The sequence below is a fragment of the Lentzea sp. NPDC102401 genome, from assembly GCF_044765805.1.
GTDB classification, from domain to species: domain Bacteria; phylum Actinomycetota; class Actinomycetes; order Mycobacteriales; family Pseudonocardiaceae; genus Lentzea; species Lentzea sokolovensis.
The window spans coordinates 346,647-367,887 of the sequence record NZ_JBIWKS010000005.1 but is presented as its reverse complement, the minus strand read 5'-3'; the positions used below and the strand labels follow the sequence as shown (position 1 = coordinate 367,887).

The window sequence follows — 21,241 nt, the reverse complement described above, 5'->3', positions numbered from 1 at the left end:
CCGATCTATACCGAGCGTGGGACAAGAAGGCTGCTACGTGACCACCTGTGGGTGGTACCGATCGAGTGAATCAGCATTCCTCTGCAACGTGGAATCTCATCGGCCGGACACGGAGTTTGCGTGATCTCGCGGAGATGCTGAACGATCGGGTTTCAGGGTCGGACGAGCGTGGAGCGTGGGCGATGGTCAGCGGTAAGCCGGGCATCGCCAAGCGGCAGCTCATCCTGCTCACCGGCAGGGCGCACCCGGAACTGGCCGAGGCCGTGGCCAAGCACCTCGGTGTCGCCATCACGCCACAGGCCGCCTACGACTTCGCCAACGGCGAGATCTTCGTGCGCTTCGAGGAGTCGGTGCGCGGCGCGGACGCGTTCGTCATGCAGAGCCACAGCGCGCCGGTCAACGACTCGCTGATGGAGCAGCTGCTGATGGTGGACGCGCTGAAACGCGCCTCGGCCAAGCGCATCACCGCCGTCGTGCCGTCGTATCCGTACGCGCGCCAGGACCGCAAGTACGCCGGACGTGAACCCGTGTCGGCACGGCTGGTCGCGGACATGTTCAAGACCGCGGGCGCCGACCGGATCGTGACGGTCGACCTGCACACCGCGCAGGCCCAGGGCTTCTTCGACGGCCCGGTCGACCACCTGCACGCGATGTGGCTGCTCTGCGAGCACGTCCGCGGCCGCTACCAGGGCGAGGACCTCACGATCGTCTCCCCGGACGCCGGCCGCACCAGGCTCGCCGAGAAGTGGGCCGACCTGCTCGGCGGCTGCCCGATCGCGTTCATTCACAAGACGCGCGACCCGTTGCGCCCCAACGAGATCACGTCCAACCGCGTCGTCGGCGACGTCGAGGGCCGCACCTGCGTCGTGGTCGACGACATGATCGACACGGCGATGACGAGCACGACGGCGGCCCGGCAGCTGCTGGAGCAGGGCGCGAAGGACGTCGTCCTCGTGGCCACGCACGGCGTGCTGTCCGGTGAGGCCCACGACCGGCTCATCGCGAGCAAGGCCCGCGAGGTGATCCTCACCGACACGCTGCCGATCCCGCACGAGAAGCGGTTCCCCGGCCTGACCGTGCTGAGCATCGCGCCGCTGCTGGCGCGGGCGATCGGCGAGGTCTTCGAGGACGGCTCGGTGACGTCGCTGTTCGAAGGCAACGCCTGACTTTTCGGGAAGCTCGCTCGCCCGTCCCGTGTTGGTATGGGGCATGGGCGACAACGAGCGTGGCCGGGTGCGGGTCGAGCAGTCGGCGAAGCGGGTCCGTGCGTACTTCGGTGGCGAACTGGTCGTGGACACGACCTCGCCGCGCCTGGTCTGGGAGATTCCGTACTACCCGGCCTACTACCTGCCGCTGTCCTCCGTGCGCGCCGAACTGAAGCCGACGGGGGAGACGAAGCACTCGCCGAGCAGGGGCGATGGAATCGTGCACGACGTCATCACGGCCGGCGGCACGGCCTCTGGCGCGGCGCTGACCTACCCGGACTCGCCGATCGAGGAGTTGCGGGACCTCGTCCGGTTCGAGTTCGCGGCCATGGACGAGTGGCTGGAAGAGGACGAGCCGATCTACGTCCACCCGCGTGACCCGTACAAGCGGGTCGACGTCCTGAGCAGCTCACGGCACGTGCGGGTCGCAGTGGACGGGGTGACGCTGGCGGCGTCGTCGCAGCCGCGGATCCTGTTCGAGACGAGCCTTCCACCGCGCTACTACCTGCCGTTGAGCGACGTTCGATTCGATCTGCTCAGGCCGTCGGACACGCGGACGCAGTGCCCGTACAAGGGGACCGCCGCGTACTGGTCGGTCGAGGTGAACGGCGTGACCCACGAGGACCTCGTCTGGATCTACCGGGAGCCGCTGCCGGAGAGCCAGAAGGTCGCCGGAATGGCGTGCTTCTACAGCGAGAAGGTCGACCTCTTCGTCGACGGCGAGCTTCAGGAGAAGCCGAAGACTCCCTGGTCATAGCTACTGACAGCGAGTCTCACTTCACACTCTGCAAACTTGCAGTGACTGCAAAAATATCCGTACCCTCAACCTCGTGAACCAGTCGGGGGAGAGCCTGCGCGACCGCAAGAAGCGCCGCACGCGTGCCGCGCTCGAGCGGGCGACCGTGCGTCTCGCCGCCGAGCGGGGCTACGACCACGTCACGGTGGAGGAGATCGCCGCCGAGGCCGACGTCTCGGTGCGCACGTTCTTCAACTACTTCGCGAGCAAGGACGAGGCGCTCATCGGCGCGGACCCCGAGGCGGGCCCGCGCATCGCCGAGCGCATCCTGGCCTTTCCCGGCGAGGTCTCGCCGTTCGACGCGTACCGGCGCTCGATCCTCGCGGAGATCACCGACGAGCTGAACAACGCACGCGACCTGTGGCTGCTGCGCAAGGAAGTCCTGATGCAGCGGCCGGACCTGCTGGTCCGCGCGTTCGCCAACAGCGCGGAGTCCGAGCAACTGCTCGCGAACGCCGTGGGACAGCGGGCGGGGCTGCCCGAGTCCCACGTGTACCCGCGGCTGCTGGTCGCCGCCGGGAGCGCCGCTTTCCGTTGCGCCGTGACGCGATGGGCCCTGGACGACAGCGTCGCACTGGGCGAGCTGGTCGGCGAGGCGCTCGGCCTGTTCGGCACCGGGCTGGCTCACGTACCGCACCACCACGAAGGGGGATCATGAGCACCGAGGCAGAAGCAACACCGGTCCACAGCAAACGGGAAGTCGTCCAGGCCATGTGGGGCCTGATGCTCGGCATGTTCGTGGCCATCCTCGCCGGCACCGTCGTCTCGAACGCGTTGCCGCGCATCGTCTCCGAGCTCGAAGGCTCGCAGTCGATCTTCGCGTGGATCGTGACGACCGAGCTGCTCGCGATGACCGCGACCGTGCCGCTGTGGGGCAAGCTCGCCGACCTGTACAGCCGCAAGCTGCTCATCCAGGCGTCGCTGAGCCTGTTCGTCGTCGGCTCGCTGATCGCGGGCTTCTCGCAGAACATCGAGATGCTCATCATCAGCCGCGTGGTGCAGGGCCTGGGCGCCGGTGGCGTCACGGCACTCGCGACGATCGTGATGGCCGCGATGATCCCGCCGCGCGAGCTCGGCAAGTACTCCGGCATGTTCGGCGCGGTGTTCGGCGTCGGCACCGTCGCGGGCCCGCTGATCGGCGGCGTCCTGGTCGACACCTCGTGGCTCGGCTGGCGCTGGTGCTTCTTCATCGGCATCCCGTTCACCCTCGCCGCGATCTACATGCTGCAGCGCACCCTGCACCTGCCGGTCGTGCGCAACGAGAAGACGAAGATCGACTACCTGGGCGCGTTCCTGATCGTGTCCGGCGTCTCGACCCTGCTGATCTGGTCCTCGCTCGCCGGTCAGAAGTTCGAGTGGGCGTCGGGCTGGACCGCCGGCCTGGTGTCGCTGGGCGTGCTGTTGCTCGTGGCCGCCGTCCGCGTGGAGGCCACCGCGCACGACCCGATCGTGCCGCTGTCGATCTTCCGCAACCGCACCGTCTCGCTGGCGACCATCGCCAGTGCCCTGGTCGGCATCGCGATGTTCGGCGGCACGGTGTTCCTGTCGCAGTACTTCCAGCTCTCGCTGGGCAAGACGCCGACCCAGGCCGGCCTGCTCGGCCTGCCGCTGATCTTCGGCCTGCTCGTCTCGTCCACCGTCGCCGGCCAGCTGATCACGAAGTTCGGCAGGTGGAAGGCCTTCCTGGTCGCCGGCGGCGTGTTCATGGTCGGCGGCATGCTGCTGCTGTCCACGATCACCGCGCAGACGACCGTGTTCATGGTGTCCGTGCACATGTTCGTGCTCGGCGTCGGCGTGGGCCTGATGATGCAGAACCTGGTCCTGGCCGCGCAGAACGACGTGCCGGCTCGCGACCTCGGCGCCACCACGTCCACCCTGACGTTCTTCCGCTCGCTGGGAGGCGCGATCGGCGTCTCGGCGCTGGGCGCGGTGCTCGCGAGCAAGGTCTCGTCCCTGGCCGCCGAGAAGTTCGGCGCGATGGGCGGCACCGGCGGCGAGAACAAGGTGCCGGACATCTCGGTGCTGCCGCCCGAGATCAAGGCCGTGATCGCCGACATCTACGCGACGGCGACCGCGGAGATCTTCCTGGTGGGCGCGCCGTTCGCACTGCTCGCGCTGCTCGCGGTGGCGTTCATCAAGGAGAAGCCGCTCAAGGAGACGAGCGGCGACGACCGGCTGGCGGCGGAGATGGCCGCGGGTCACTGATTCGCTTCGCCGGGAGCGGACCCCTGACTTTCGTCGGGGGTCCGCTCTGTCTTTCAGGTCGGGTTTTCAGCTTCGGCGCTCCCTACGTTCTGTCCCATGAACATCTGGGGTGCGGCGCTCACGCTGCTCGTTTCCACGTACATGGGTGAGGCCTCCTGTCCGGGAGTCGCCGTCGCGATCACCAAGGGGGACCAGGTGGTCGCGGTCCAGGGCTTCGGGCACGACTCCACCGGCGCCCCGATCACCGAGAACACGAAGATGGCGATCGCCTCGGCCAGCAAGTCGTTCACGGCGCTGGCGGTCCGGCAGCTCGCGGACGCCGGCAGGATCGACCTCGACCGGCCGGTGTTCGACTCTCGCGTCACGGCGCGTCAGCTGCTCGCCCACAAGTCGGGGATCAGCGACCGGACGTTGCCGGAGAAGAGCCTGAAACAGCCCAGTAGTCCGGCCGAGGCGGTGGAACGGGCGCGGGAAGCGCTCCAGCAAGCCGTGCCGGACAACGAGTTCCGTTACACCAACACCAACTACCACCTTGCCGCGCGGCTGGTCGAGGTGGCGTCGGGCGAGAACTTCAACGCCTATCTGAAGAAGCACGTCTTCGAACCCCTGAACATGAAGGACACCGTCGCGATCGACGTGACGCCACGCGATCTGCCGCCGGACTACCGCAAGGGCTACGGCTACGCCTACGGGTTCTCGATCTCGCTGACCGAACCGGACAGGTTCGTCACGGGCTCGGACGGCGTGATCACCACAGCCGCCGACATGGCGAAGTGGCTGGCCGCGCAACCGAAGCTGGCTCCGCAGGACGGCATGGGCTGGGAGGCCGACCAGCAGGGACGGTTGCGGCACAGCGGGATCTGGTTCACCGGCACGGCCGGGCAGCTGCTGACGGTGTCCGGGTACGGCATCGCGGTCATGGCGAACAGCGGGGTCACACTCGGCAACGAAGGCACGTACGGGTTGGAGAACGGGATCGCCGACGTCGTCGAGGGCAGGACGCCGCCGGAGCCGGAGTCGTACCGGCTGCTGACCGATCTGGTGCTGGCCGCGCTCACGCTGTTGTCGGTGGGGCTGGGGATTCGGGCACTGAGGAGGCCCCGGAGGTTCCACAAGGCGTGGCAGGTGCTCAGGTTCGTGCCGCTGGGCATCCTGCTGGCGTTGCCGACGTTGCTCGGGCTGCTGTACGGCGGCGGGCGCGACATCACGTTCTTCCAACTGGCGCACTATTCGCTGCCGCTTGTGGTGTGGTTGGGCGTGTCCAGCGTGATGAACCTGAGTGTTGCGGTCGCGAGGTGGCGGCGATGAGAACGGCTGCGCTCGCAGGGTGTGTGGCGGCGGCGGTTGCGGTGTCGTTCGCGATGCAGACCAGCGTTCCACCGTGGACGGTCGCGGTGTGGGGGCCGTTGTTCGTGATCTCGTTCCTGCTCGGGCGCCGCACCGAGTCCGGCTGGACGGCGCTGGTGCTGCTGGGGGCGGTCGCCGGCGGGCTGATGGCGTTGGCGGTGGTGGGGCTGTCGGTCGCGTTGCCGTGGTTCCTCGGGCGGGTCGCGCACCAGCAGGCCGCGTTGGCCGCCGCCACCGTCGAGGCCGCTCACCTGCGCGAACGCACCCGGATCGCGCACGAGGTCCACGACCGGCTCGGGCACGAACTGAGTCTGCTGGCGTTGCGAGCCGGTGCGCTGGAGATGACGCTGCCCGCCGCGCACCAGGCCGCCGCCGCGCAGCTCCGGGAGACGGCGGCCGACGCCACGGAACGGTTGTCGGAACTGGTGTTCCTGCTGCGCGACGGTGAGCCGCCGCCGGACCACGACCTCCAGGACCTCGTCGACCGCGCCACCAAGGCCGGGATGCGCGTCGAGTTCTCGACGGAGGGCCCGATTCCGTCCACAGTGGAACGGACGGTGCACAGGGTGGTGCAGGAGGCGCTGACGAACGCCGCGAAGCACGCGCCGAAGTCGTTGCTGCGGCTGAGCATCACCACCGACGAAGCCGCGACCGTGGTCGAGGCGGGCAACGACGCCGGACGGCGGCGCGGCGCGGGTAGCCGGTTGGGGCTGGTCGCGTTGCGCGAACGGGTGCGGCTCGCCGGGGGTAGCCTGCGCGTCAGTCGTGGCGGCGGCCGGTTCGAGCTGGTCGCCGTGCTACCGCACTCGGGGGACTCGTGATTCGCGTACTGCTCGCCGACGACGAGATGATGGTGCGCGCGGGCGTGCGCGCCATCCTCGGCTCCGACCCCGAACTGGACGTCGTCGCGGAGGCGTCGGACGGACGCGAGGCGATCGACCTCGCGTTGAAACACCGGCCCGACGTCGTGCTGCTGGACATCCGGATGCCGCGCCTCGACGGACTGGAAGCCGCGACGGAACTGGCACGGCTGGGGTTCGGCGTCGCGATGCTCACGACGTTCAACGACGACGGCTACCTGGAACGGGCGCTGGACGGTGGCGCGCGCGGATTCCTGCTGAAGTCAGGCGATCCGCGCGAACTGATCGCGGGCGTGCACGCGCTCGCGTCCGGCGGCGCCTACCTGGCGCCGAAGGTGGCGGCCCGGATGATCAGCCGGTTCCGCGGCGGCCGGATCGGGCAGGCGCGCACACGGGTCGAGACGCTGACCGCACGGGAACGCGACGTGCTGGCGTTGCTCGGCCAGGGCCTGTCGAACGCGCAGATCGCCCGCCGCCTCGACCTGGTCGAGGGCACGGTGAAGGGGCACGTGAGCGCGATCCTGAGCCGCCTGGGCGCGGAGAACCGGGTCCAGGCGGCGATCGTCGCCCACGAAGCGGGCCTCTAATTAGAACGGGAAGTGGCCGTGCTCGCTGGCGACGGTGACCCAGCGGGTCGCGGAGAACGCCTCGATGCCCCACCGGCCGCCGAACCTGCCGTAGCCGCTGGACTTCACACCACCGAACGGCGCCTGCGGCTCGTCGTCCACCGTCTGGTTGCCGACGTGCACGATGCCGGTGCGGATCCGTTGCGCGAGAGCGAGACCGCGCCGCGAGTCCTCGGTGAGGATGCCCGCGGTGAGACCGTGCTCGGTGTCGTTCGCGATGGCCACGGCCTCGTCGTCGTCGGCGACGGGCACTACGACGACGGCCGGGCCGAAGATCTCCTCCTGGAAGACGCGCATCGCCGGAGTCACGCCGTCGAGCACGGTCGCGCCTCCGTTGCCACCGGCCCGCACGGTAGCGCCGGCCTCGACCGCCTCGGCCACCAGCGCGGCGACGCGGGAGGCGGACCGCTGGTTGATCACCGGGCCGATCACCGTGCCGGGGTCGGTGGGGTCGCCGTGCGGCAGCGAGCCGACCTTGGCCGCGAGCTTCGCGGTGAACTCCTCGGCGACCGACCGGTGCACGAGGATGCGGTCGGTCGACATGCAGATCTGGCCGGCGTTGTGGAACGCGCCGAACGTCGCCGCGTCGACCGCGTGGTCGAGATCGGCGTCGTCGAGCACCAGCAACGAGTTCTTGCCGCCGAGCTCCAGCACGGCGGGCTTGAGGTGTTGCGCGGCAAGTGTTCCGACGATCCGGCCGACCTCGGTGGACCCGGTGAAGTTCACAGCGCGTACACGCGAGTCGGTGATCAACGCCTCGGCGACCGCGGCGGCGTCGGCGGGAGCGTTCGTCACGACGTTGAGCACGCCCGCCGGCAACCCGGCTTCGCGCAACACGTCGGCGATGAACAGCCCGGCCGCGATCGGCGCGTCCTCGCTGGGCTTGAGCACCACGGTGTTCCCGGCGGCGAGCGGCGCCGCGACGGCCCGCGCGCTCAGGATGACCGGCGCGTTCCACGGCGCGAACGCCGCGACCACGCCGAGCGGTTCCCGGACGGCGAGAGACAGCTGGCCGGGCACCTCCGTCGTCAGCACCTCGCCGACGGGCTGGGTGACCGCCGCGGCCGCCTCGCGCAAGATGTTGGCCGCCAGCATGACGTTGAACCCGGCCCATCCGCCGACACCGCCGACCTCGGCGGCCATGACCGCGACGACCTCGGCCGTCCTGGCCTCCAGTCCGTCCGCCGCTCGCAGCAGGATCCCGCGCTTGACCGAGGGCGCGGTCGCCGCCCACTCCGCGAAGGCCGCCTGAGCCGCGTCAACGGCCCGCGTGACGTCCGCGGGCCCGGCTGCCGCCACAACGGCGTAGACCTCGCCGGTGAAGGGGTTGAGGTCGTCGGTGGTGCGGCCGTCCAGCGCGGGAACGCTGTCGCCGCCGATGAGGAGCTCACGCTTGTCGCTTGCCACAGTTGAGGATTCAACCGTCAGACAGGCTGATCATCCAAGTCCGGCTTCCGGTGGGTGGAAACTGGGCTCCAACATCCGGGCGATGCCCCGTGCCGCCACCTGCAACGCGGCCACCAGTCGCGCCCGCACGTTGCGCAGGTCAGGCACCACGATCCCAAGCGCCGCGACGACGTGCCCCTCCACCTCGACCGGCACCGCCACGCTGCACGCCCCGAGCGTCATCTCCTCGAACGTCTGCGCGTACCCGTCGCGCCGGATCCGGTGCAGCTGCGCCCGCATCCGGCCGGGTTCCGTGACCGTGAACGCCGTGATCCGCGTCAGCCCGTGCGTGAGCACCTCTTCCTGAATCTCCGCGGGCGCGTGCGCGAGCAACACCTTCCCGACCCCGGTGGAGTGCAACGGCAACCGGCTGCCGGTCGAGCTCACGATCGGCACCGACGCGTGCCCCGACACCCGATCGAGGTACAGCACCTCCGTGCCCTCGCGCACGGCCAGGTGCACCACCGCCCGCGTCGCCGCGTGGATGTCGTGCAGGAACGGCTCCGCGACCCGGCTCAGCTCCACCTCGCCGGCCGCGAGCAACCCGAGCCGCCAGATCCGCCGCCCGATCACGTACTCGCCCGAGTCCAGCCGCCGCACCGCGCCCCACTCCGCGAGCTCGGCCAGCAGCCGGTGCGTGGTGCTGATCGGCAACCCGCAGCGCCGCGCGATGCCGCTCAGGGTCTGCCGTCGATGCCGGCCGTCGAACGTGCCGAGCAGCGACAGCAGCTTGGAGGAGACGGTGGCGGCCACCTGAGGGATTCTGCACGGTCCAACCCGGCACGGCCGCTCCGACGCACATCGGTGATCACCTCACCAAGATCGGCTCGGTGGCCGCGACACCAGACCGCGCGCCGCACCAGGTGCTTGCCGCGCGTCACGGACAGCCTCATGGACGAGTCGCGTGCGTTGCTGATCCGCGCGCGGATCACCGGCTCCGTCCACACGGCACGCGAGGCCCTGGCCGGCGCGGCAGGCGAAAGTCGCTTCGGAAGCGCGCGAGTTGCTGGTAGCACTGGGCACATGACGTACCTCGGTGAAGGCTGGGACAGCACCGCGTTCCTGGTCGGCGGGCGCTGGGTGGAACGACGGCCGCGCCGTCCCGAGATCGAGCCGCAGCTCGTGCGCGAGACGGTGGTGATGCCGTGGCTCGCACCCGTGCTGCCGCTGCCCGTCCCGGTGCCGGAGATCGTGTCCGAGGAGCCGCTGGTGGTGCGGCACGAGTGGGTGCGGGGCGAGGAACTGACCCGGTTCGACGCCGCTCAGGGCCGGCAGCTGGGGGAGTTCCTGCTGGCGCTGCACGCGGTGCCCGTGGCAGAGGCGGAGCGACGAGGTGTCGGCCCGATGCCGTTGCCCGTCGACCGCTTCCGGGCCGAGGTGCGGGTGCCCGGCGGCGGCGAGTTGCTGGCCGGGATCGACGGCCTGCCCGCCGACACGCTGGTGCACGGCGACCTCGGCACCGAACACGTGCTCGGCGGCGACGGCGTGCTGACCGGCGTGATCGACTTCGGTGACCTGCACATCGGTGACGCGGCGATCGACCTCGCGTGGGCGCTGCACTCCACGTCCCCCGAGTTCGCCCAGGCCTTCGCCGAGACCTACGGGGTCACGCCGGAACTGCGTGAGCGGGCCTTGTTCTGGCACCGGCTCGGGCCCTGGCACGAGGTCCTGCGCGGCAACGACACCGACGACGCCGAGATGACGAGGATTGGGCTGGCTGGAGTACTCGAAAGGCTGAGAACCGGGTAACCGGAGGCAGACAGCCACGATCGAGGAGGACGACATGCCCTGGGTTCGCCGCCACCGCCGCAGCGCCCCGTACAGCTTCTTCCGCAGCACCACGGTCCGCAGCCACTACCGCAGGCCGGCGGGTTCGATGTGGATTCCGATCGTCGTCGCGATCGCCGTGATCATCCTGCTCATCGCCTTGTTCTGAGGGTAGTGTCGAAGGCATGGGACAGTTGGGCGAGTTGTTCCCGGGCCCCAAGGTCCGCCGCGAGGCGACGGACGCGGGCACCGGCGAGGACTACGAGGAGACCGGACCGCTCGATCTGACGGCGGGCGCGGTGCGCTTGAGGCCGCGCCCGAAGCCGGTTCCGGCGCCCGAGAGCGACGAGTGATCACCGGTACTACCCTTGGCCGGTGCTAGCCGGCCTGCTCTTCCTCATCCCCGCCCTCTTCTTCGTCATCGGGATGGTGCGTGACCGCCGCAGGCTGAGCAACGCCGTGTGGCTCGGCATCTCGCTGTTGATGCTGCTGCTGTTGCTCGCGGAGGCCGGGCGGGACAACCCGGTGCTGAGCCTGCCGTTGCTGCTCGCGTTCATGCTGGCCGTGCTCGGCCTGCTGCTGCTTCCGCTGGCGTTGCTGGCCAACGGCCTGGTGATGGTTCGCCGCGAGGGCCGGTCGCTGGGCAACCTGCTGTCGTTGCTCGCGGGCCTGGCCCTGCTCGGCGAGATGATCTACTTCTTCTGGGGCATCGCCCAGCCCAACGACTGGATCCGCGGTATCGCGATCGGGTTGTTCCTGACGTCGGCGTACATCGCGTTCTTGTTCGTGAGCCTGCTGCTGTACTCGGTGATCTACGGCCGCACGGGCCGCCGCCACGGGTTCGACGGCATCGTGGTGCTCGGCGCGGGCCTGATCGGGTCCCGCGTGCCGAAGCTGCTGGCGAACCGGCTCGACCGCGCGATGCGGCTCTACCACCGCGACCGCGAGGCCGGCCGGTCACCCGTGCTCGTCGTGTCAGGCGGGCGGGGCTCGGACGAGGACGTCTCCGAGGCCTTCGCGATGCGCGAGTACCTCCTCGAACGCGGCGTGCCCGACGCCGACGTCGTGATGGAGGACCAGGCGACCACGACCGAGGAGAACCTGCGCTACAGCAAGGCTTTGCTCGCCGAACGAGGTCTCAACGGCCGGGTCGTCGCGGTCACGAACAACTACCACGTGTTCCGCACCGCCGTGCTCTCCCGCAAGCAGGGCCTGCGGCTGCAGGTCATCGGCGCGCCCACGGCCTGGTACTTCGTGCCGAGCGCGTTCCTGCGGGAGTTCGTGGCGCTCCTGGTCCGCAACCCCGTCGTGCACGGCCTGGCGTGCGCTGTGCTGATGGCCGGCGGGCTCGCGCTGACCCAGATCGGTTAGCCCAGGAGTGCCTTCATCTCGGTGATCTCCTGCTGCTGGCCGTCGATGACGGCCTGCGCGAGCTTCTTCGCTTTGTCGTCCTGGCCCTGGGCGAGTTCGGTCTTCGCCATCTCGACGGCACCTTCGTGGTGCCTGATCATCATGTCGAGCCACATCCGGTCGAACTCGGCGCCGCTGGACTTCTCCAGCTCCGCCATGTCGTCCTGGCCCATCATCCCGGTCATGTCATGACCTTCGTGATCCTGCTTGGCTCCCCACTGCTGTAGCCACTCGTTCATCTGGGCGATCTCCGGGCCCTGCGCCTTCTCGATGCGGGAGGCGAGGTCGCGGACCTTGTCGTCGCTGCTGCGCGACGGCACGAGCTTCGCCATCTCCAGCGCCTGCTCGTGGTGGGGGACCATGCCTTGCGCGAACGTGACATCGGCAGCCGTGTTCGCGGGACCGCCGCAGGCGCTCAGAACGAGCATGCCGACGACAGCCCCGATGAGGAACATCTTCAAGGGATTCTTCTTCTCTCTGCGTTTGTGGACAGTGCTGAACGGACTGACGAACTCAGTTCCGCAGCACGCAGAGAGTCGTGAGGAGCTGTCTTCCGCCCGGTGGCGGATGTTGCGGGGTGCTCAGCGGCGGTTCGGCGGGAAGGGCCGCGAGCCGGGGGAGGGCCGTCCGGACCAGGAACCAGCCCAGCAGCACCACGGCCGCGGCGACCAGCACCGCGAGGCACAGGTGCAGCAGGTCGTGCTCGTGCGGCTGTTCAGGTTCCTGCTGGTGGGACATCGTGTGGTCGGCGTGCGGAGTCTCCGCCGTTGCGACATGGTGCATACCGACGACCGAGAAGACGAGAGCGCACAGCAACACCCACTGGGTGAGCCGGCGCCTCGTCATGTGACACACCCTACGGGGGTATGGCTTGATACGCATACCCCCTAGGGGTATCATTCGGCGCGACGCTGAAGGAGGAGGAGATGGACCACACTCCCGCGAGTCTGACCAGGCAGGCGATCTCCGCGACACTGCACTGCCTCACCGGTTGTGCGATCGGCGAGGTGCTCGGCATGGTCATCGGCACGGCGCTGGGCTGGGGCAACCTCGCCACGGTCGTGCTGTCCGTGGTGCTCGCGTTCGTGTTCGGCTACTCGCTGACGATCCGTCCGGTGCTGCGCTCGGGCCTCGCGTTCAAAGCGGCCATCGGGGTGGCGCTGGCCGCGGACACCGTGTCGATCGCGGTCATGGAGATCGTCGACAACGCGGTGATGCTGCTCGTGCCCGGCGCGATGAACGCCGGCCTCGCGAACTGGGTGTTCTGGGCCGCGCTGGTGTTCTCGCTGGCCGTCGCGTTCGTGGTGACGGTGCCGGTGAACCGCTGGATGATCGCGCGCGGCAAGGGCCACGCCGTCGTCCACCAGCACCACCACTGACAGAAAGGCCGGGGCGGGTGCCCCGGCCTTTCCCGTCACTGCTCCTTGCCGCCGGGCTGCACGACGAGCGTCGGCGGTTTCGTGGCGTCGGCGTGCTCGGACGTCACCCGCGTGCCGTCCGTGCCCAGGTCGCGGTTGTCCTCCGCGGCCGCCGCCGCGCCGATTCCCAGCACGAGTGCGGCCGCCGCGAGCGCCAGTGCGCCCGCGGTCTTCCTTCCCACCATGGAACCTCCCCAGTTCGGTGTGAGACCCCAGGATGCCGACCTGGGCATGGCGGAACCTTGAACGCGCTGGTCAGGCGCGGCTGAAGGTCATCACCCAGTTCGTCTCCCAGGTCTCGCCGCCGTCGTAGGAGAACTGCTGCTGCCAGACCGGCTCGGTGCCCACGGTCCAGTCGAACCGCACCTTCACCGCGTGCCCGCCGACCACGTCGTCACCGAAGAACACCCCGTGCCCGTCGTCGAACCGTCCCTCCAGCGGCGGGTCGAGGTGTCCGGGAGCACGGGTGGAGGCCCACCAGATGCGCCAGACGTCGCCGGCCGGGTCGTACTGGCGCAGCGTCATCCCCTCCCAGTCCTCCGCGAAGACGCTGTCGATGATCGCCGCGCCACCCAGGAGGGGTCTGGCTTCGGCCCGCGTCTCGAACTCGACCCACTCGGTGCCGCGGCCGACGATGTCGGCGATCTTGCGGTTGGCCACCCGCCACCGGCCGTGCAGGAAGTTGAAATCGTTCTCACTCATGGAAAAGACGCTAAACCGATTCACTGACACCTTTTGTCAGTGATCGAGTATTGACGCAAAGGTCTGGACCATTTTACCGTTCCGGGCAGTGGCCGCCGCCCTAGCCAGGAGGTCCTTTCCCTTGCGACTGCTCGCCAGAGTGGTCCCGGTGCTAGCTCTGCTAGCCGGGACCGTGATAGCCGTGACCAACGCGCCCACCGCAGCCGCAGCCCACGAGGACTGCCGGCCGGACGGGCTGTACAAGACGCCGGGGGTCGAATCGCCGTACTGCACGGTCTACGACACCGCCGGCCGCGAGAACCTGGGGGACAAGTCCAGACGTGTCATCGGGTACTTCACCAGCTGGCGGACCGGCAAGAACGGTCAGCCGGGGTACCTCGCCAAGGACATCCCCTGGAACAAGGTCACGCACCTGAACTACGCGTTCGCGCACATCGACGCCCAGAACAAGATCTCGGTCGGCGCGAACGACGCGAACAACTCGTCCATCGGCATGGAGTGGCCGGGCGTCGCCGGCGCCGAGATGGACCCGTCGCTGCCCTACAAGGGGCACTTCAACCAGCTCACGAAGTTCAAGAAGCAGAACCCGAACGTCAAGACGCTGATCTCGGTCGGCGGCTGGGCGGAGACCGGCGGCTTCTTCAACGCCGACGGCACGCGCAACGCGTCGGGCGGCTTCTACAAGCTCGGCCAGAACCAGGCCGCGATCGACACCTTCGCCGACAGCACCGTGGAGTTCCTGCGCAAGTACGGCTTCAACGGCGCTGACATCGACTACGAGTACGCGACGTCGAACAACCACGCCGGCAACCCGGACGACTTCTGGATCTCCAACGCCAACCGCGGCACGCTGTGGGCCGGCTACCAGGCGATCATGAAGACGTTGCGCGAGAAGCTCGACCGCGCCGGTGCCGCCGACGGCAAGCACTACCTGCTGACCGCCGCCGTGCCCGCCTCGGGCTGGCTGCTGCGCGGCCAGGAGGCCTACCAGGTCACCAAGTACCTCGACTACCTCAACGTCATGAGCTACGACCTGCACGGCTCGTGGAACCAGTTCGTCGGCCCGAACGCCGCTCTCTACGACGACGGCAAGGACGGCGAACTCTCGGCCGGTGGCGTGTACACGGCGCCGCAGTACGAGGGCATGGGATACCTGAACACCGACTGGTCCTACCACTACTACCGCGGCGCCATGCAGGCCGGACGCATCAACATCGGCGTGCCGTTCTACTCGCGCGGCTGGCAGGGCGTCACCGGTGGCACGAACGGGTTGTGGGGCAAGGCTCCGCTGCCGAACCAGTCGCAGTGCCCGCCCGGCACCGGTTCGTCGGTCGGCTCGACCACGCCGTGCGGCAACGGCGCGGCCGGCATCGACAACCTCTGGCACGACGTCACCGCGGGTGGCGCCGAGGTTCCGTCCGGTGTGAACCCGTTGTGGCACACCAAGAACCTGGAAGCCAAGATCACCGGTTCGTACTCCGCGCAGTACGGCCTGGACCCGGTCAACGACCCGACCGACCGCCTCACCGGCACGTATGCGCCGTACTACGACTCGACGCTGAAGTCGCCGTGGCTGTGGAACAACGACAAGAAGGTGTTCCTCTCCACCGAGACCGAGCAGTCGATCGCGGAGAAGGCCAAGTACGTCAAGGACAAGGGCCTCGGCGGCATCATGATCTGGGAGCTCGCCGGCGACTACAGGTTCGACTCGGCGAAGAACGAGTACTTCATGGGTGACACGCTGCTGTCGACCATCAACACCGGCCTCAACGGCGCCGCACCCTACGGCGCGCAGAAGGCCACGACGCAGCAGACCCAGTCTCTGGCGGTCGACGTGGACGTCTACGGCTTCGCGTTGGGCGACAACAACTACCCGATCACGCCGAAGATCAAGTTCACGAACCGTTCCACCGTCACCATCCCCGGTGGCACGAAGATCGCGTTCGACTACGGCACCAGTGCGCCGGGCAGCATGGCCGACCAGTCCGGCTTCGGGCTGAAGATCGTGTCGAAGGGACACAGCGGGTCCAACGTCGGCGGCCTGAAGGGCGACTTCCAGAAGGCCGAGCTCACGCTGCCGTCATGGCAGTCGCTCGCGCCGGGCGCGTCGATCGACGTGACCGTCAGCTATCAGCTGCCGATCTCGACGCCGTCGAACTTCGTGTTCACGTTCGGCGGCCAGTCGTACGCGATCACCGCGGACTACCCGCGCGTCGGTGGCGGCAACCCGCCGACGTCCACCACCACGTCCACGACGACCACTACGACGTCCACGACCACCACTACGACGACCACCACGAACCCGCCGGCCTGCTTGTTGCCCGCGTGGGAACGCGGCAAGGTCTACACCGGTGGCAACGAGGTGGCGCACAACGGCCGCAAGTGGCGTGCCCAGTGGTGGACCACGGGCGAGGAGCCCGGCACCACGGGTGAGTGGGGCGTCTGGCGTGACCAGGGCGCCTGCTAGCTCTCACTGAAGTCAGGAAACTGTCAGGCGCGGGGCTTAGGCTGTTCATCGTGACCGCCCAAGACCCGCGCCTGCAGGAACTCCTGCTGCTCCGCAAGGTTCGCGACCGGATCGATCGCGAGTACCGGCAACCGCTGGACGTCGCGGCGCTGGCTCGCGGCGTGCACCTGTCCGCGGGGCACCTGTCGCGAGCGTTCCGCGCGGCGTTCGGCGAGTCGCCCTACAGCTACCTGATGACCCGCCGCATCGAGCGGGCCATGGCGTTGCTGCGCCGGGGCGACATGTCCGTCACCGACGTCTGCTTCGAGGTCGGCTGCACCTCGCTCGGCACGTTCAGCACCCGCTTCTCCGAACTGGTCGGCATGTCCCCGAGCCAGTACAGGAAGGTCGCCGGCGAGGACGGGCAGGGCATCCCGAACTGCCTGGCCAAGGCCGTGATGCGGCCGATCAGGAATCGAGAAGCGGCGACCGGTCCGTCCGATTAGGTTGACCGGCATGTCAGTCATCATCGCCGCGGCGTTCCTGCCCGCAGACGACCCCGAGAAGTCGCTCGGCTTCTTCCGCGACGCGCTCGGCTTCGAGGTCCGCCAGGACGTCGGCCAGGGCACCATGCGCTGGATCACCGTCGGTCCGCCCGATCAGCCGCAGACCGGCATCGTGCTGCACCCGCCCGCCGCCGACCCCGGCGTGAGCGACGAGGAACGCCGCACCATCGCCGTGCTCATGGCGAAGGGCGTCTACACCGCACTTTCGCTCGCCACCAAGGACCTGCAGGGCACTTTCGACCGTGCGCGCGCATGGGTCGAGAAGTCAGGTGCGGGCGAGGTGTTGCAGGAGCCCGAGGACCAGCCGTGGGGCGTGCGGGACTGCTCGTTCCGCGACCCGGCTGGCAACCTGGTCCGCATCAACCAACTCTGAACGTGGTGCCGGGCGCGGCGTAGTCGACCTGCCCCGCGTACCGGGCCGAGGCACGGGCGACCGCTTCCTGAGGGCTCAGGAAGCGGCCCACGTGCGTGACGACCAACCGTCCCGCGCCAGCTTGGGATGCCGTCTCACCTGCGTCTTCTGGTGTGTGGTGGGCCATGTCCGGTGTCTTCTCGGCGCTCTCGGCCTCGCACAGCAGCGCGTCGGTGCCGCGGGCCAGTTCGACGAGCCCAGGGCACGCCGCGGTGTCGCCGGAGTAGGTCAGTGAGCGGCCCTCCGCCTCGAAGCGCACGCCGAACGCGGGGATGCCGTGCTCGACCGCCGCCGTGGTCAGCCGCAGCGAGCCGGCCGTCGCCTGGTGGCCGTCGTGCAGTTCGGTGATCGCGAACGCGTCCTCGATCGGGCTGCGCACCGGCCCGTTGGTGAGGAACCCGGCGAGGCGGTCGGCGATGCCGGGCGGGCCGTACAGCGGGACCGGCTCGCGTTCGACGTCCGCGAACAGCAGGGCGTAGTAGGCGGTGAGCAGGTCCGCGCTGTGGTCGGCGTGCAGGTGCGAGATCCAGATCGCGTCCAGGTCCTCCAGCCGCGTGTGGCGCTGCAACGGGCCGAGCGTGCCGGTGCCGGCGTCCATCCACACGCGAGTGTCGCCGTGTGACACCAGATAGCCCGAACACGGGTTGTCCGTGCTCGGGTACGGCGTCGCGCACCCGAGCACGGTCAGGCTGAGGTCCATCGGTCAACCGTAGATCAACGGGCCCGCGTTCCCTTGAGCTTCACCAGTTCCGACTCGAAGAGGTTCTGCTCGACCTTCAGCGTGCCGGGCGTCGCCACGTCCGGCCGGCTCATGTACGACTGCGTCGCGGAAGGTCGTCCCACCAACGAGAACCGCAGTTGACCGGTGAGACCCAACGTGTCGATGGCGTTGGTCTCGTGGAACGCCCGGAGCACGCCGTCGCGCGTGAGGTCCTTCTTCTCGCACGCCTTCTCCAGCACGGCCACGTACGCCATCGCGACCGTGTAGCCGTGCACGGTGTTCAGCGAGCCTGGTTCGCCCGGCCACCGTTGCTGATAGCCGTCGCGGAGTTCACGGACGCCCTGCGCGTCGGCATTCCACGGCGCGACCGGCGACGTGAGCAGGACCTGCTGGGCGAAGACGGGTGCCACCGGAGACTGCATGATCGCCGGGTCGTAGCTGACGGCGCTCGACAGGATCGGCACCGTCCAGCCGAGCTGTGCGGCGATGCCCACGGCCGCGGCCGTCTGCGGTGGGGTCAGGCTGAGCACGAGCACCTTGGCGTCGGCGGCCTTCAGGGCGGCGATCTGCGTGGCCAGGTTCGCGGTCGTCTCCGTGACCGCCTGCTCCGAGATCCTCAGGTCCCAGTTCTCAGCCACGAACCGGCTGCCCTCCAGCGCGTTGTCGCCGAAGCTGCCGCGCAGGTGGAGGTGACCGATCATGTCGCCGGTGTTCAGCGAGCCCTTGCGCTTGTAGAAGTCGAGGCCGTTGATGATGTCGAGGTCGTAGGTGGTGCCGACGATCATCATGTGCGGGTTGCCGAGCAGCGACGCCGCCCACGAGCTCGGCACGGTCAGCGCTCGCGTCTGTATCAGGTCGGGCTCGATGGCCGCGGTCATCGGCTGACCCGTCACGTCCATGAAACCGAGCACCTGCGGTTCGAGCTCGAAATAGCCGTCCAGCGCTTTCTGAACGTCGTAGGCGTGGTCCTTCTGCTTCAACTCGACACGTCGCCCGCACACGCCGCCGCGTTTGTTGGCCTGGTCAAGATAAAGTTCATAACCGCGAATTCTGAGAACCGAGGTTCCTTTGAACGGGCCGGTCATGTCGGTGAGCACGCCGAGCGCAATCGATTCAGTGGACACGCCCGGACCAGTGCGAACAGGCTTGTCGGCCGGGTCGTCGGAAGCGCAAGCGGTGAGCGCGCCGAGTAGCAGGACGGTGGTCGAAAATAGGTGACGAATAGACATTCCAGGCCCTGTCGCAGATGATCTCGGTCGGCGGTGAGGCGCAGTATTGAGTAGCGCGTCAGCTTTCGTCCAATTTTGTGGCACGAAACACTCTCGGAGGCGAACAGCTTCGATTATCGATGGAAAGTGGCGCCAGGTACCTTGATCCGGTGGAAGAGCCCGTGTGGAACGAGTGGCGGCGGCCAGGCCCGACGCCCGCGCAGCGGCGGCGGGACATCGGCATCGCCGTGATCGTGCTGCTGTGCGCCGTCGAGGTCACCACGCTGGTCAACAGCATGGGCGCCTACGTCTTCCGGGATCCACCTGGTCTGCTCGCGCAACTCGTCTGGGTGCTCGCGTTGTCGTTGCCGCTGGTCGTGCGCCGCCGCTACCCGCTGGCGGTCATGCTCGTGGTGTCGGCCCTGTTCATCGCCGCGCAGGTGAACCGCGCCGGCGACACCCTCGTGCCCTCCGCGATCCTGTTCCTGGCGATCTACACGGTCGGCGCGTGGGAACAGAACCGCCGTCTCGCGCGCTGGTCCCGCATCGGCGTGATCGGCGCGATGTTCCTGTGGCTCGGGTTCAGCCTCGTGCGGTCCCTGCTCGGTCCCAAAGGCGACTTCAAGGACGCCGCCGGACCGATGGACCCGGTGCTCGCCTCCGTCCTCTACGGACTGGAGTTCAACATCTTCTTCTTCATGCTCGCCTACGTGGTGGGGGAGATGGCCTGGTCCGGAGCGCGGCGCCGGGCCCAGTTGGAGTTCCAGGCGGAGGAACTGCGCCGCTCGCAGGAGCAGAACACCCGTGGCGCCATCGCGGCCGAACGCATGCGCATCGCCCGCGACCTGCACGACGTCGTGGCGCACCACGTGTCCGTCATGGGCATCCAGGCCGGTGCCGCGCGCCGCGTCCTCGACTCCGATCCCGTCATGGCCCGTGACGCCCTGCAGACCGTCGAACAGACCGCCCGCACCGCGATCAGTGAACTGCGCGGCCTGCTGGGCGTGCTGCGGGCGGACGCGGAGACCGACCTGAAGGCGGCGCCCGGCCTGGACGACCTGCCGGAACTGTTCGACAGCGCTCGCGCGGCCGGCCTTGATGTCTCGCACGGCGTGTACGGCTCACCTCGCGACGTGCCACCCGGTGTCGCGTTGTCGGCGTATCGCGTCGTGCAGGAAGCACTCACGAACGTGGTGAAGCACGCCGACGCGCAGCACGTCGACGTGCGGATGCGGTTCCTGGACAGCGCTCTGGAACTGGAGATCACCGACGACGGCCGTGGCCGCGCCGTCTCCACAAGTCCGGGTTTCGGGCTTGTCGGGATGCGCGAACGTCTTGCCGTGCACGGCGGTTCGCTGGAAGTAGGACCACGGCGTGATGCGGGCTATCTGGTCCGTGCGTCGCTGCCGACCGTGTTGGAGGAGAAGGCGTGAGTTTGCGAGTCGTGCTGGCCGACGACCAGGACCTGGTCCGCGCCGGATTCCGGGTCATCCTCGGCACCGAGCCCGGCATCGAGGTCGTGGGCGAGGCGGGCGACGGCGCCCAGGCCGTGGAACTCGTCGCGTCGCTGCGCCCCGACGTCGTGCTGATGGACGTCCAGATGCCGCGCATGGACGGCCTCGAAGCCACCCGTCACATCCTTTCCGCGGGTCACGGCACCCGAGTCGTCATCCTGACCACGTTCGACCGCGAGGACTACCTCTTCGAGGCGCTGCAGGCGGGTGCGAGCGGGTTCCTCTTGAAGAACGCCTCGCCGGAAGACCTCGTGGAGTCCGTGCGGGTCGTCGCGCGCGGGGACGCGTTGCTCTCGCCCGAAGTGACACGACGGGTGATCGCCCGCTTCAGCACGGCCCCAAGGGAACGCACGAGGCCGCCCGAGCTCACCGACCGCGAGTTCGAGGTGCTGGTGGAACTGGCCAAGGGCGCGTCCAACGCGGAGATCGCCGCTACGTTGTTCCTGGGGGAGACCACTGTGAAGACGCATGTTTCCCGTGTGCTGACCAAACTCGGTCTGCGCGACCGCACGCACGCGGTGGTGTTCGCATACGAGAGAGGGATCGTCACGCCTGGCGGCTAGAGCCGTCTGGAACCCATACTGTCCCGGCT

Annotated in this window: 25 protein-coding genes; 17 read left to right on the top strand and 8 right to left on the bottom strand. The window is 68.7% G+C overall.

The genetic code is table 11. From position 1 onward, the window contains the following. The first annotated feature begins 182 nt into the window (after window positions 1-182). The 7 genes from ACIRG5_RS20670 to ACIRG5_RS20640 all read left to right on the top strand — a co-directional run bounded on the left by ACIRG5_RS20670 (window position 183) and on the right by ACIRG5_RS20640 (window position 7,000). Window positions 183-1,166 carry a ribose-phosphate diphosphokinase gene (locus ACIRG5_RS20670; protein WP_402906757.1) on the top strand — a complete coding sequence of 328 codons (984 nt, stop codon included), beginning with the start codon at window positions 183-185 and terminating at the stop codon, window positions 1,164-1,166. 43 nt (window positions 1,167-1,209) lie between these two features. After that, complete coding sequence (locus ACIRG5_RS20665; RefSeq protein ID WP_402906756.1) at window positions 1,210-1,962, top strand: DUF427 domain-containing protein; 753 nt, start codon at window positions 1,210-1,212, stop codon at window positions 1,960-1,962. A gap of 73 nt (window positions 1,963-2,035) precedes the next feature. Beyond that, window positions 2,036-2,659, top strand: a complete 624-nt coding sequence (locus tag ACIRG5_RS20660; RefSeq protein ID WP_402906754.1) for a TetR/AcrR family transcriptional regulator — start codon at window positions 2,036-2,038, stop codon at window positions 2,657-2,659. Continuing rightward, window positions 2,656-4,206 (top strand): MDR family MFS transporter, encoded by a 1,551-nt coding sequence (locus ACIRG5_RS20655; RefSeq protein ID WP_402906753.1) that lies wholly within the window; start codon window positions 2,656-2,658, stop codon window positions 4,204-4,206. Before ACIRG5_RS20660 ends, ACIRG5_RS20655 begins: the two co-directional genes overlap by 4 nt. A 96-nt stretch (window positions 4,207-4,302) precedes the next feature. Then, window positions 4,303-5,514 carry a serine hydrolase domain-containing protein gene (locus ACIRG5_RS20650; RefSeq protein WP_402906751.1) on the top strand — a complete coding sequence of 404 codons (1,212 nt, stop codon included), beginning with the start codon at window positions 4,303-4,305 and terminating at the stop codon, window positions 5,512-5,514. Beyond that, a complete protein-coding gene (locus ACIRG5_RS20645; protein ID WP_402906750.1) occupies window positions 5,511-6,374 on the top strand; it encodes a sensor histidine kinase in 864 nt (287 codons plus the stop codon). The genes ACIRG5_RS20650 and ACIRG5_RS20645 overlap by 4 nt, the downstream gene beginning before the upstream one ends. Then, a complete protein-coding gene (locus tag ACIRG5_RS20640; protein ID WP_402906748.1) occupies window positions 6,371-7,000 on the top strand; it encodes a response regulator in 630 nt (209 codons plus the stop codon). The genes ACIRG5_RS20645 and ACIRG5_RS20640 overlap by 4 nt, the downstream gene beginning before the upstream one ends. Here ACIRG5_RS20640 and ACIRG5_RS20635 read toward each other — a convergent pair whose 3' ends face one another. Then, a complete protein-coding gene (locus tag ACIRG5_RS20635; protein ID WP_402906746.1) occupies window positions 7,001-8,446 on the bottom strand; it encodes an aldehyde dehydrogenase family protein in 1,446 nt (481 codons plus the stop codon). Between the two features lie 30 nt (window positions 8,447-8,476). Then, window positions 8,477-9,238, bottom strand: a complete 762-nt coding sequence (locus ACIRG5_RS20630) for an IclR family transcriptional regulator (RefSeq protein WP_402906744.1) — start codon at window positions 9,236-9,238, stop codon at window positions 8,477-8,479. A 138-nt stretch (window positions 9,239-9,376) separates the two neighbouring features. On the opposite strand from ACIRG5_RS20630, the gene ACIRG5_RS20625 reads away from it, so the two are divergent. Genes ACIRG5_RS20625 through ACIRG5_RS20610 form a run of 4 tightly spaced genes read left to right on the top strand, consistent with a single transcriptional unit; the run spans window position 9,377 to window position 11,623 of the window. Then, window positions 9,377-10,234 carry an aminoglycoside phosphotransferase family protein gene (locus ACIRG5_RS20625; RefSeq protein WP_402906742.1) on the top strand — a complete coding sequence of 286 codons (858 nt, stop codon included), beginning with the start codon at window positions 9,377-9,379 and terminating at the stop codon, window positions 10,232-10,234. Between the two features lie 34 nt (window positions 10,235-10,268). Next, the gene (locus ACIRG5_RS20620) at window positions 10,269-10,421 is read left to right on the top strand and encodes a hypothetical protein (RefSeq protein WP_319979824.1); all 153 of its coding nucleotides are present in this window, start codon (window positions 10,269-10,271) and stop codon (window positions 10,419-10,421) included. Between the two features lie 16 nt (window positions 10,422-10,437). Continuing rightward, the gene (locus ACIRG5_RS20615; protein ID WP_177320962.1) at window positions 10,438-10,605 is read left to right on the top strand and encodes a hypothetical protein; all 168 of its coding nucleotides are present in this window, start codon (window positions 10,438-10,440) and stop codon (window positions 10,603-10,605) included. A gap of 22 nt (window positions 10,606-10,627) precedes the next feature. Further along, window positions 10,628-11,623, top strand: coding sequence for a YdcF family protein (locus ACIRG5_RS20610; RefSeq protein ID WP_402906741.1), 996 nt, complete (start codon window positions 10,628-10,630; stop codon window positions 11,621-11,623). Here the strand turns inward: ACIRG5_RS20610 and ACIRG5_RS20605 are convergent. Both ACIRG5_RS20605 and ACIRG5_RS20600 read right to left on the bottom strand, forming a co-directional pair. Then, window positions 11,620-12,117, bottom strand: a complete 498-nt coding sequence (locus tag ACIRG5_RS20605; protein ID WP_402907091.1) for a DUF305 domain-containing protein — start codon at window positions 12,115-12,117, stop codon at window positions 11,620-11,622. The genes ACIRG5_RS20610 and ACIRG5_RS20605 overlap by 4 nt on opposite strands. Window positions 12,118-12,175: 58 nt before the next feature. Beyond that, window positions 12,176-12,508 (bottom strand): hypothetical protein, encoded by a 333-nt coding sequence (locus tag ACIRG5_RS20600; RefSeq protein ID WP_402906740.1) that lies wholly within the window; start codon window positions 12,506-12,508, stop codon window positions 12,176-12,178. 80 nt (window positions 12,509-12,588) lie between these two features. Here ACIRG5_RS20600 and ACIRG5_RS20595 point away from each other — a divergent pair, with 80 nt between their 5' ends. Then, window positions 12,589-13,041 carry a DUF4396 domain-containing protein gene (locus tag ACIRG5_RS20595; RefSeq protein WP_402906738.1) on the top strand — a complete coding sequence of 151 codons (453 nt, stop codon included), beginning with the start codon at window positions 12,589-12,591 and terminating at the stop codon, window positions 13,039-13,041. A gap of 35 nt (window positions 13,042-13,076) precedes the next feature. On the opposite strand, the gene ACIRG5_RS20590 is transcribed toward ACIRG5_RS20595, so the two are convergent. Both ACIRG5_RS20590 and ACIRG5_RS20585 read right to left on the bottom strand, forming a co-directional pair. Continuing rightward, window positions 13,077-13,265: a hypothetical protein gene (locus ACIRG5_RS20590; protein WP_402906736.1), complete on the bottom strand. Its 189-nt coding sequence runs from the start codon at window positions 13,263-13,265 to the stop codon at window positions 13,077-13,079. Between the two features lie 70 nt (window positions 13,266-13,335). After that, entirely contained in the window at window positions 13,336-13,782 is a 447-nt protein-coding gene (locus ACIRG5_RS20585; protein WP_402906734.1) for a hypothetical protein, read from the bottom strand. Window positions 13,783-13,930: 148 nt separating this feature from the next. On the opposite strand from ACIRG5_RS20585, the gene ACIRG5_RS20580 reads away from it, so the two are divergent. Genes ACIRG5_RS20580 through ACIRG5_RS20570 form a run of 3 tightly spaced genes read left to right on the top strand, consistent with a single transcriptional unit; the run spans window position 13,931 to window position 17,167 of the window. Next, window positions 13,931-16,249 carry a glycosyl hydrolase family 18 protein gene (locus ACIRG5_RS20580; RefSeq protein WP_402906732.1) on the top strand — a complete coding sequence of 773 codons (2,319 nt, stop codon included), beginning with the start codon at window positions 13,931-13,933 and terminating at the stop codon, window positions 16,247-16,249. A gap of 50 nt (window positions 16,250-16,299) precedes the next feature. Next, window positions 16,300-16,734, top strand: a complete 435-nt coding sequence (locus ACIRG5_RS20575; RefSeq protein WP_319979819.1) for a helix-turn-helix transcriptional regulator — start codon at window positions 16,300-16,302, stop codon at window positions 16,732-16,734. 10 nt (window positions 16,735-16,744) lie between these two features. After that, window positions 16,745-17,167, top strand: coding sequence for a VOC family protein (locus ACIRG5_RS20570; RefSeq protein WP_402906730.1), 423 nt, complete (start codon window positions 16,745-16,747; stop codon window positions 17,165-17,167). Here the strand turns inward: ACIRG5_RS20570 and ACIRG5_RS20565 are convergent. Further along, window positions 17,154-17,906: an MBL fold metallo-hydrolase gene (locus ACIRG5_RS20565; RefSeq protein ID WP_402906728.1), complete on the bottom strand. Its 753-nt coding sequence runs from the start codon at window positions 17,904-17,906 to the stop codon at window positions 17,154-17,156. The genes ACIRG5_RS20570 and ACIRG5_RS20565 overlap by 14 nt on opposite strands. A gap of 14 nt (window positions 17,907-17,920) precedes the next feature. Then, window positions 17,921-19,156, bottom strand: coding sequence for an ABC transporter substrate-binding protein (locus ACIRG5_RS20560; protein WP_402906726.1), 1,236 nt, complete (start codon window positions 19,154-19,156; stop codon window positions 17,921-17,923). 149 nt (window positions 19,157-19,305) lie between these two features. On the opposite strand from ACIRG5_RS20560, the gene ACIRG5_RS20555 reads away from it, so the two are divergent. Both ACIRG5_RS20555 and ACIRG5_RS20550 read left to right on the top strand, forming a co-directional pair. After that, window positions 19,306-20,568 (top strand): sensor histidine kinase, encoded by a 1,263-nt coding sequence (locus ACIRG5_RS20555; RefSeq protein ID WP_402906725.1) that lies wholly within the window; start codon window positions 19,306-19,308, stop codon window positions 20,566-20,568. After that, on the top strand, window positions 20,565-21,212 hold the full coding sequence (locus ACIRG5_RS20550; protein WP_319979814.1) for a response regulator transcription factor: 648 nt from the start codon (window positions 20,565-20,567) through the stop codon (window positions 21,210-21,212). The genes ACIRG5_RS20555 and ACIRG5_RS20550 overlap by 4 nt, the downstream gene beginning before the upstream one ends. Window positions 21,213-21,241 lie beyond the last annotated feature (29 nt).

Bases quoted from the DNA above. Each gene is read 5' to 3' on its own strand.
- ACIRG5_RS20590 (WP_402906736.1), bottom strand. From the start codon at position 13,265: ATGGTGGGAAGGAAGACCGCGGGCGCACTGGCGCTCGCGGCGGCCGCA.
- ACIRG5_RS20625 (WP_402906742.1), top strand. From the start codon at position 9,377: ATGGACGAGTCGCGTGCGTTGCTGATCCGCGCGCGGATCACCGGCTCC.
- ACIRG5_RS20585 (WP_402906734.1), bottom strand. From the start codon at position 13,782: ATGAGTGAGAACGATTTCAACTTCCTGCACGGCCGGTGGCGGGTGGCC.
- ACIRG5_RS20595 (WP_402906738.1), top strand. From the start codon at position 12,589: ATGGACCACACTCCCGCGAGTCTGACCAGGCAGGCGATCTCCGCGACA.
- ACIRG5_RS20670 (WP_402906757.1), top strand. From the start codon at position 183: ATGGTCAGCGGTAAGCCGGGCATCGCCAAGCGGCAGCTCATCCTGCTC.
- ACIRG5_RS20645 (WP_402906750.1), top strand. From the start codon at position 5,511: ATGAGAACGGCTGCGCTCGCAGGGTGTGTGGCGGCGGCGGTTGCGGTG.
- ACIRG5_RS20615 (WP_177320962.1), top strand. From the start codon at position 10,438: ATGGGACAGTTGGGCGAGTTGTTCCCGGGCCCCAAGGTCCGCCGCGAG.
- ACIRG5_RS20650 (WP_402906751.1), top strand. From the start codon at position 4,303: ATGAACATCTGGGGTGCGGCGCTCACGCTGCTCGTTTCCACGTACATG.
- ACIRG5_RS20600 (WP_402906740.1), bottom strand. From the start codon at position 12,508: ATGACGAGGCGCCGGCTCACCCAGTGGGTGTTGCTGTGCGCTCTCGTC.
- ACIRG5_RS20565 (WP_402906728.1), bottom strand. From the start codon at position 17,906: ATGGACCTCAGCCTGACCGTGCTCGGGTGCGCGACGCCGTACCCGAGC.
- ACIRG5_RS20605 (WP_402907091.1), bottom strand. From the start codon at position 12,117: ATGTTCCTCATCGGGGCTGTCGTCGGCATGCTCGTTCTGAGCGCCTGC.
- ACIRG5_RS20665 (WP_402906756.1), top strand. From the start codon at position 1,210: ATGGGCGACAACGAGCGTGGCCGGGTGCGGGTCGAGCAGTCGGCGAAG.
- ACIRG5_RS20620 (WP_319979824.1), top strand. From the start codon at position 10,269: ATGCCCTGGGTTCGCCGCCACCGCCGCAGCGCCCCGTACAGCTTCTTC.
- ACIRG5_RS20655 (WP_402906753.1), top strand. From the start codon at position 2,656: ATGAGCACCGAGGCAGAAGCAACACCGGTCCACAGCAAACGGGAAGTC.
- ACIRG5_RS20570 (WP_402906730.1), top strand. From the start codon at position 16,745: ATGTCAGTCATCATCGCCGCGGCGTTCCTGCCCGCAGACGACCCCGAG.
- ACIRG5_RS20560 (WP_402906726.1), bottom strand. From the start codon at position 19,156: ATGTCTATTCGTCACCTATTTTCGACCACCGTCCTGCTACTCGGCGCG.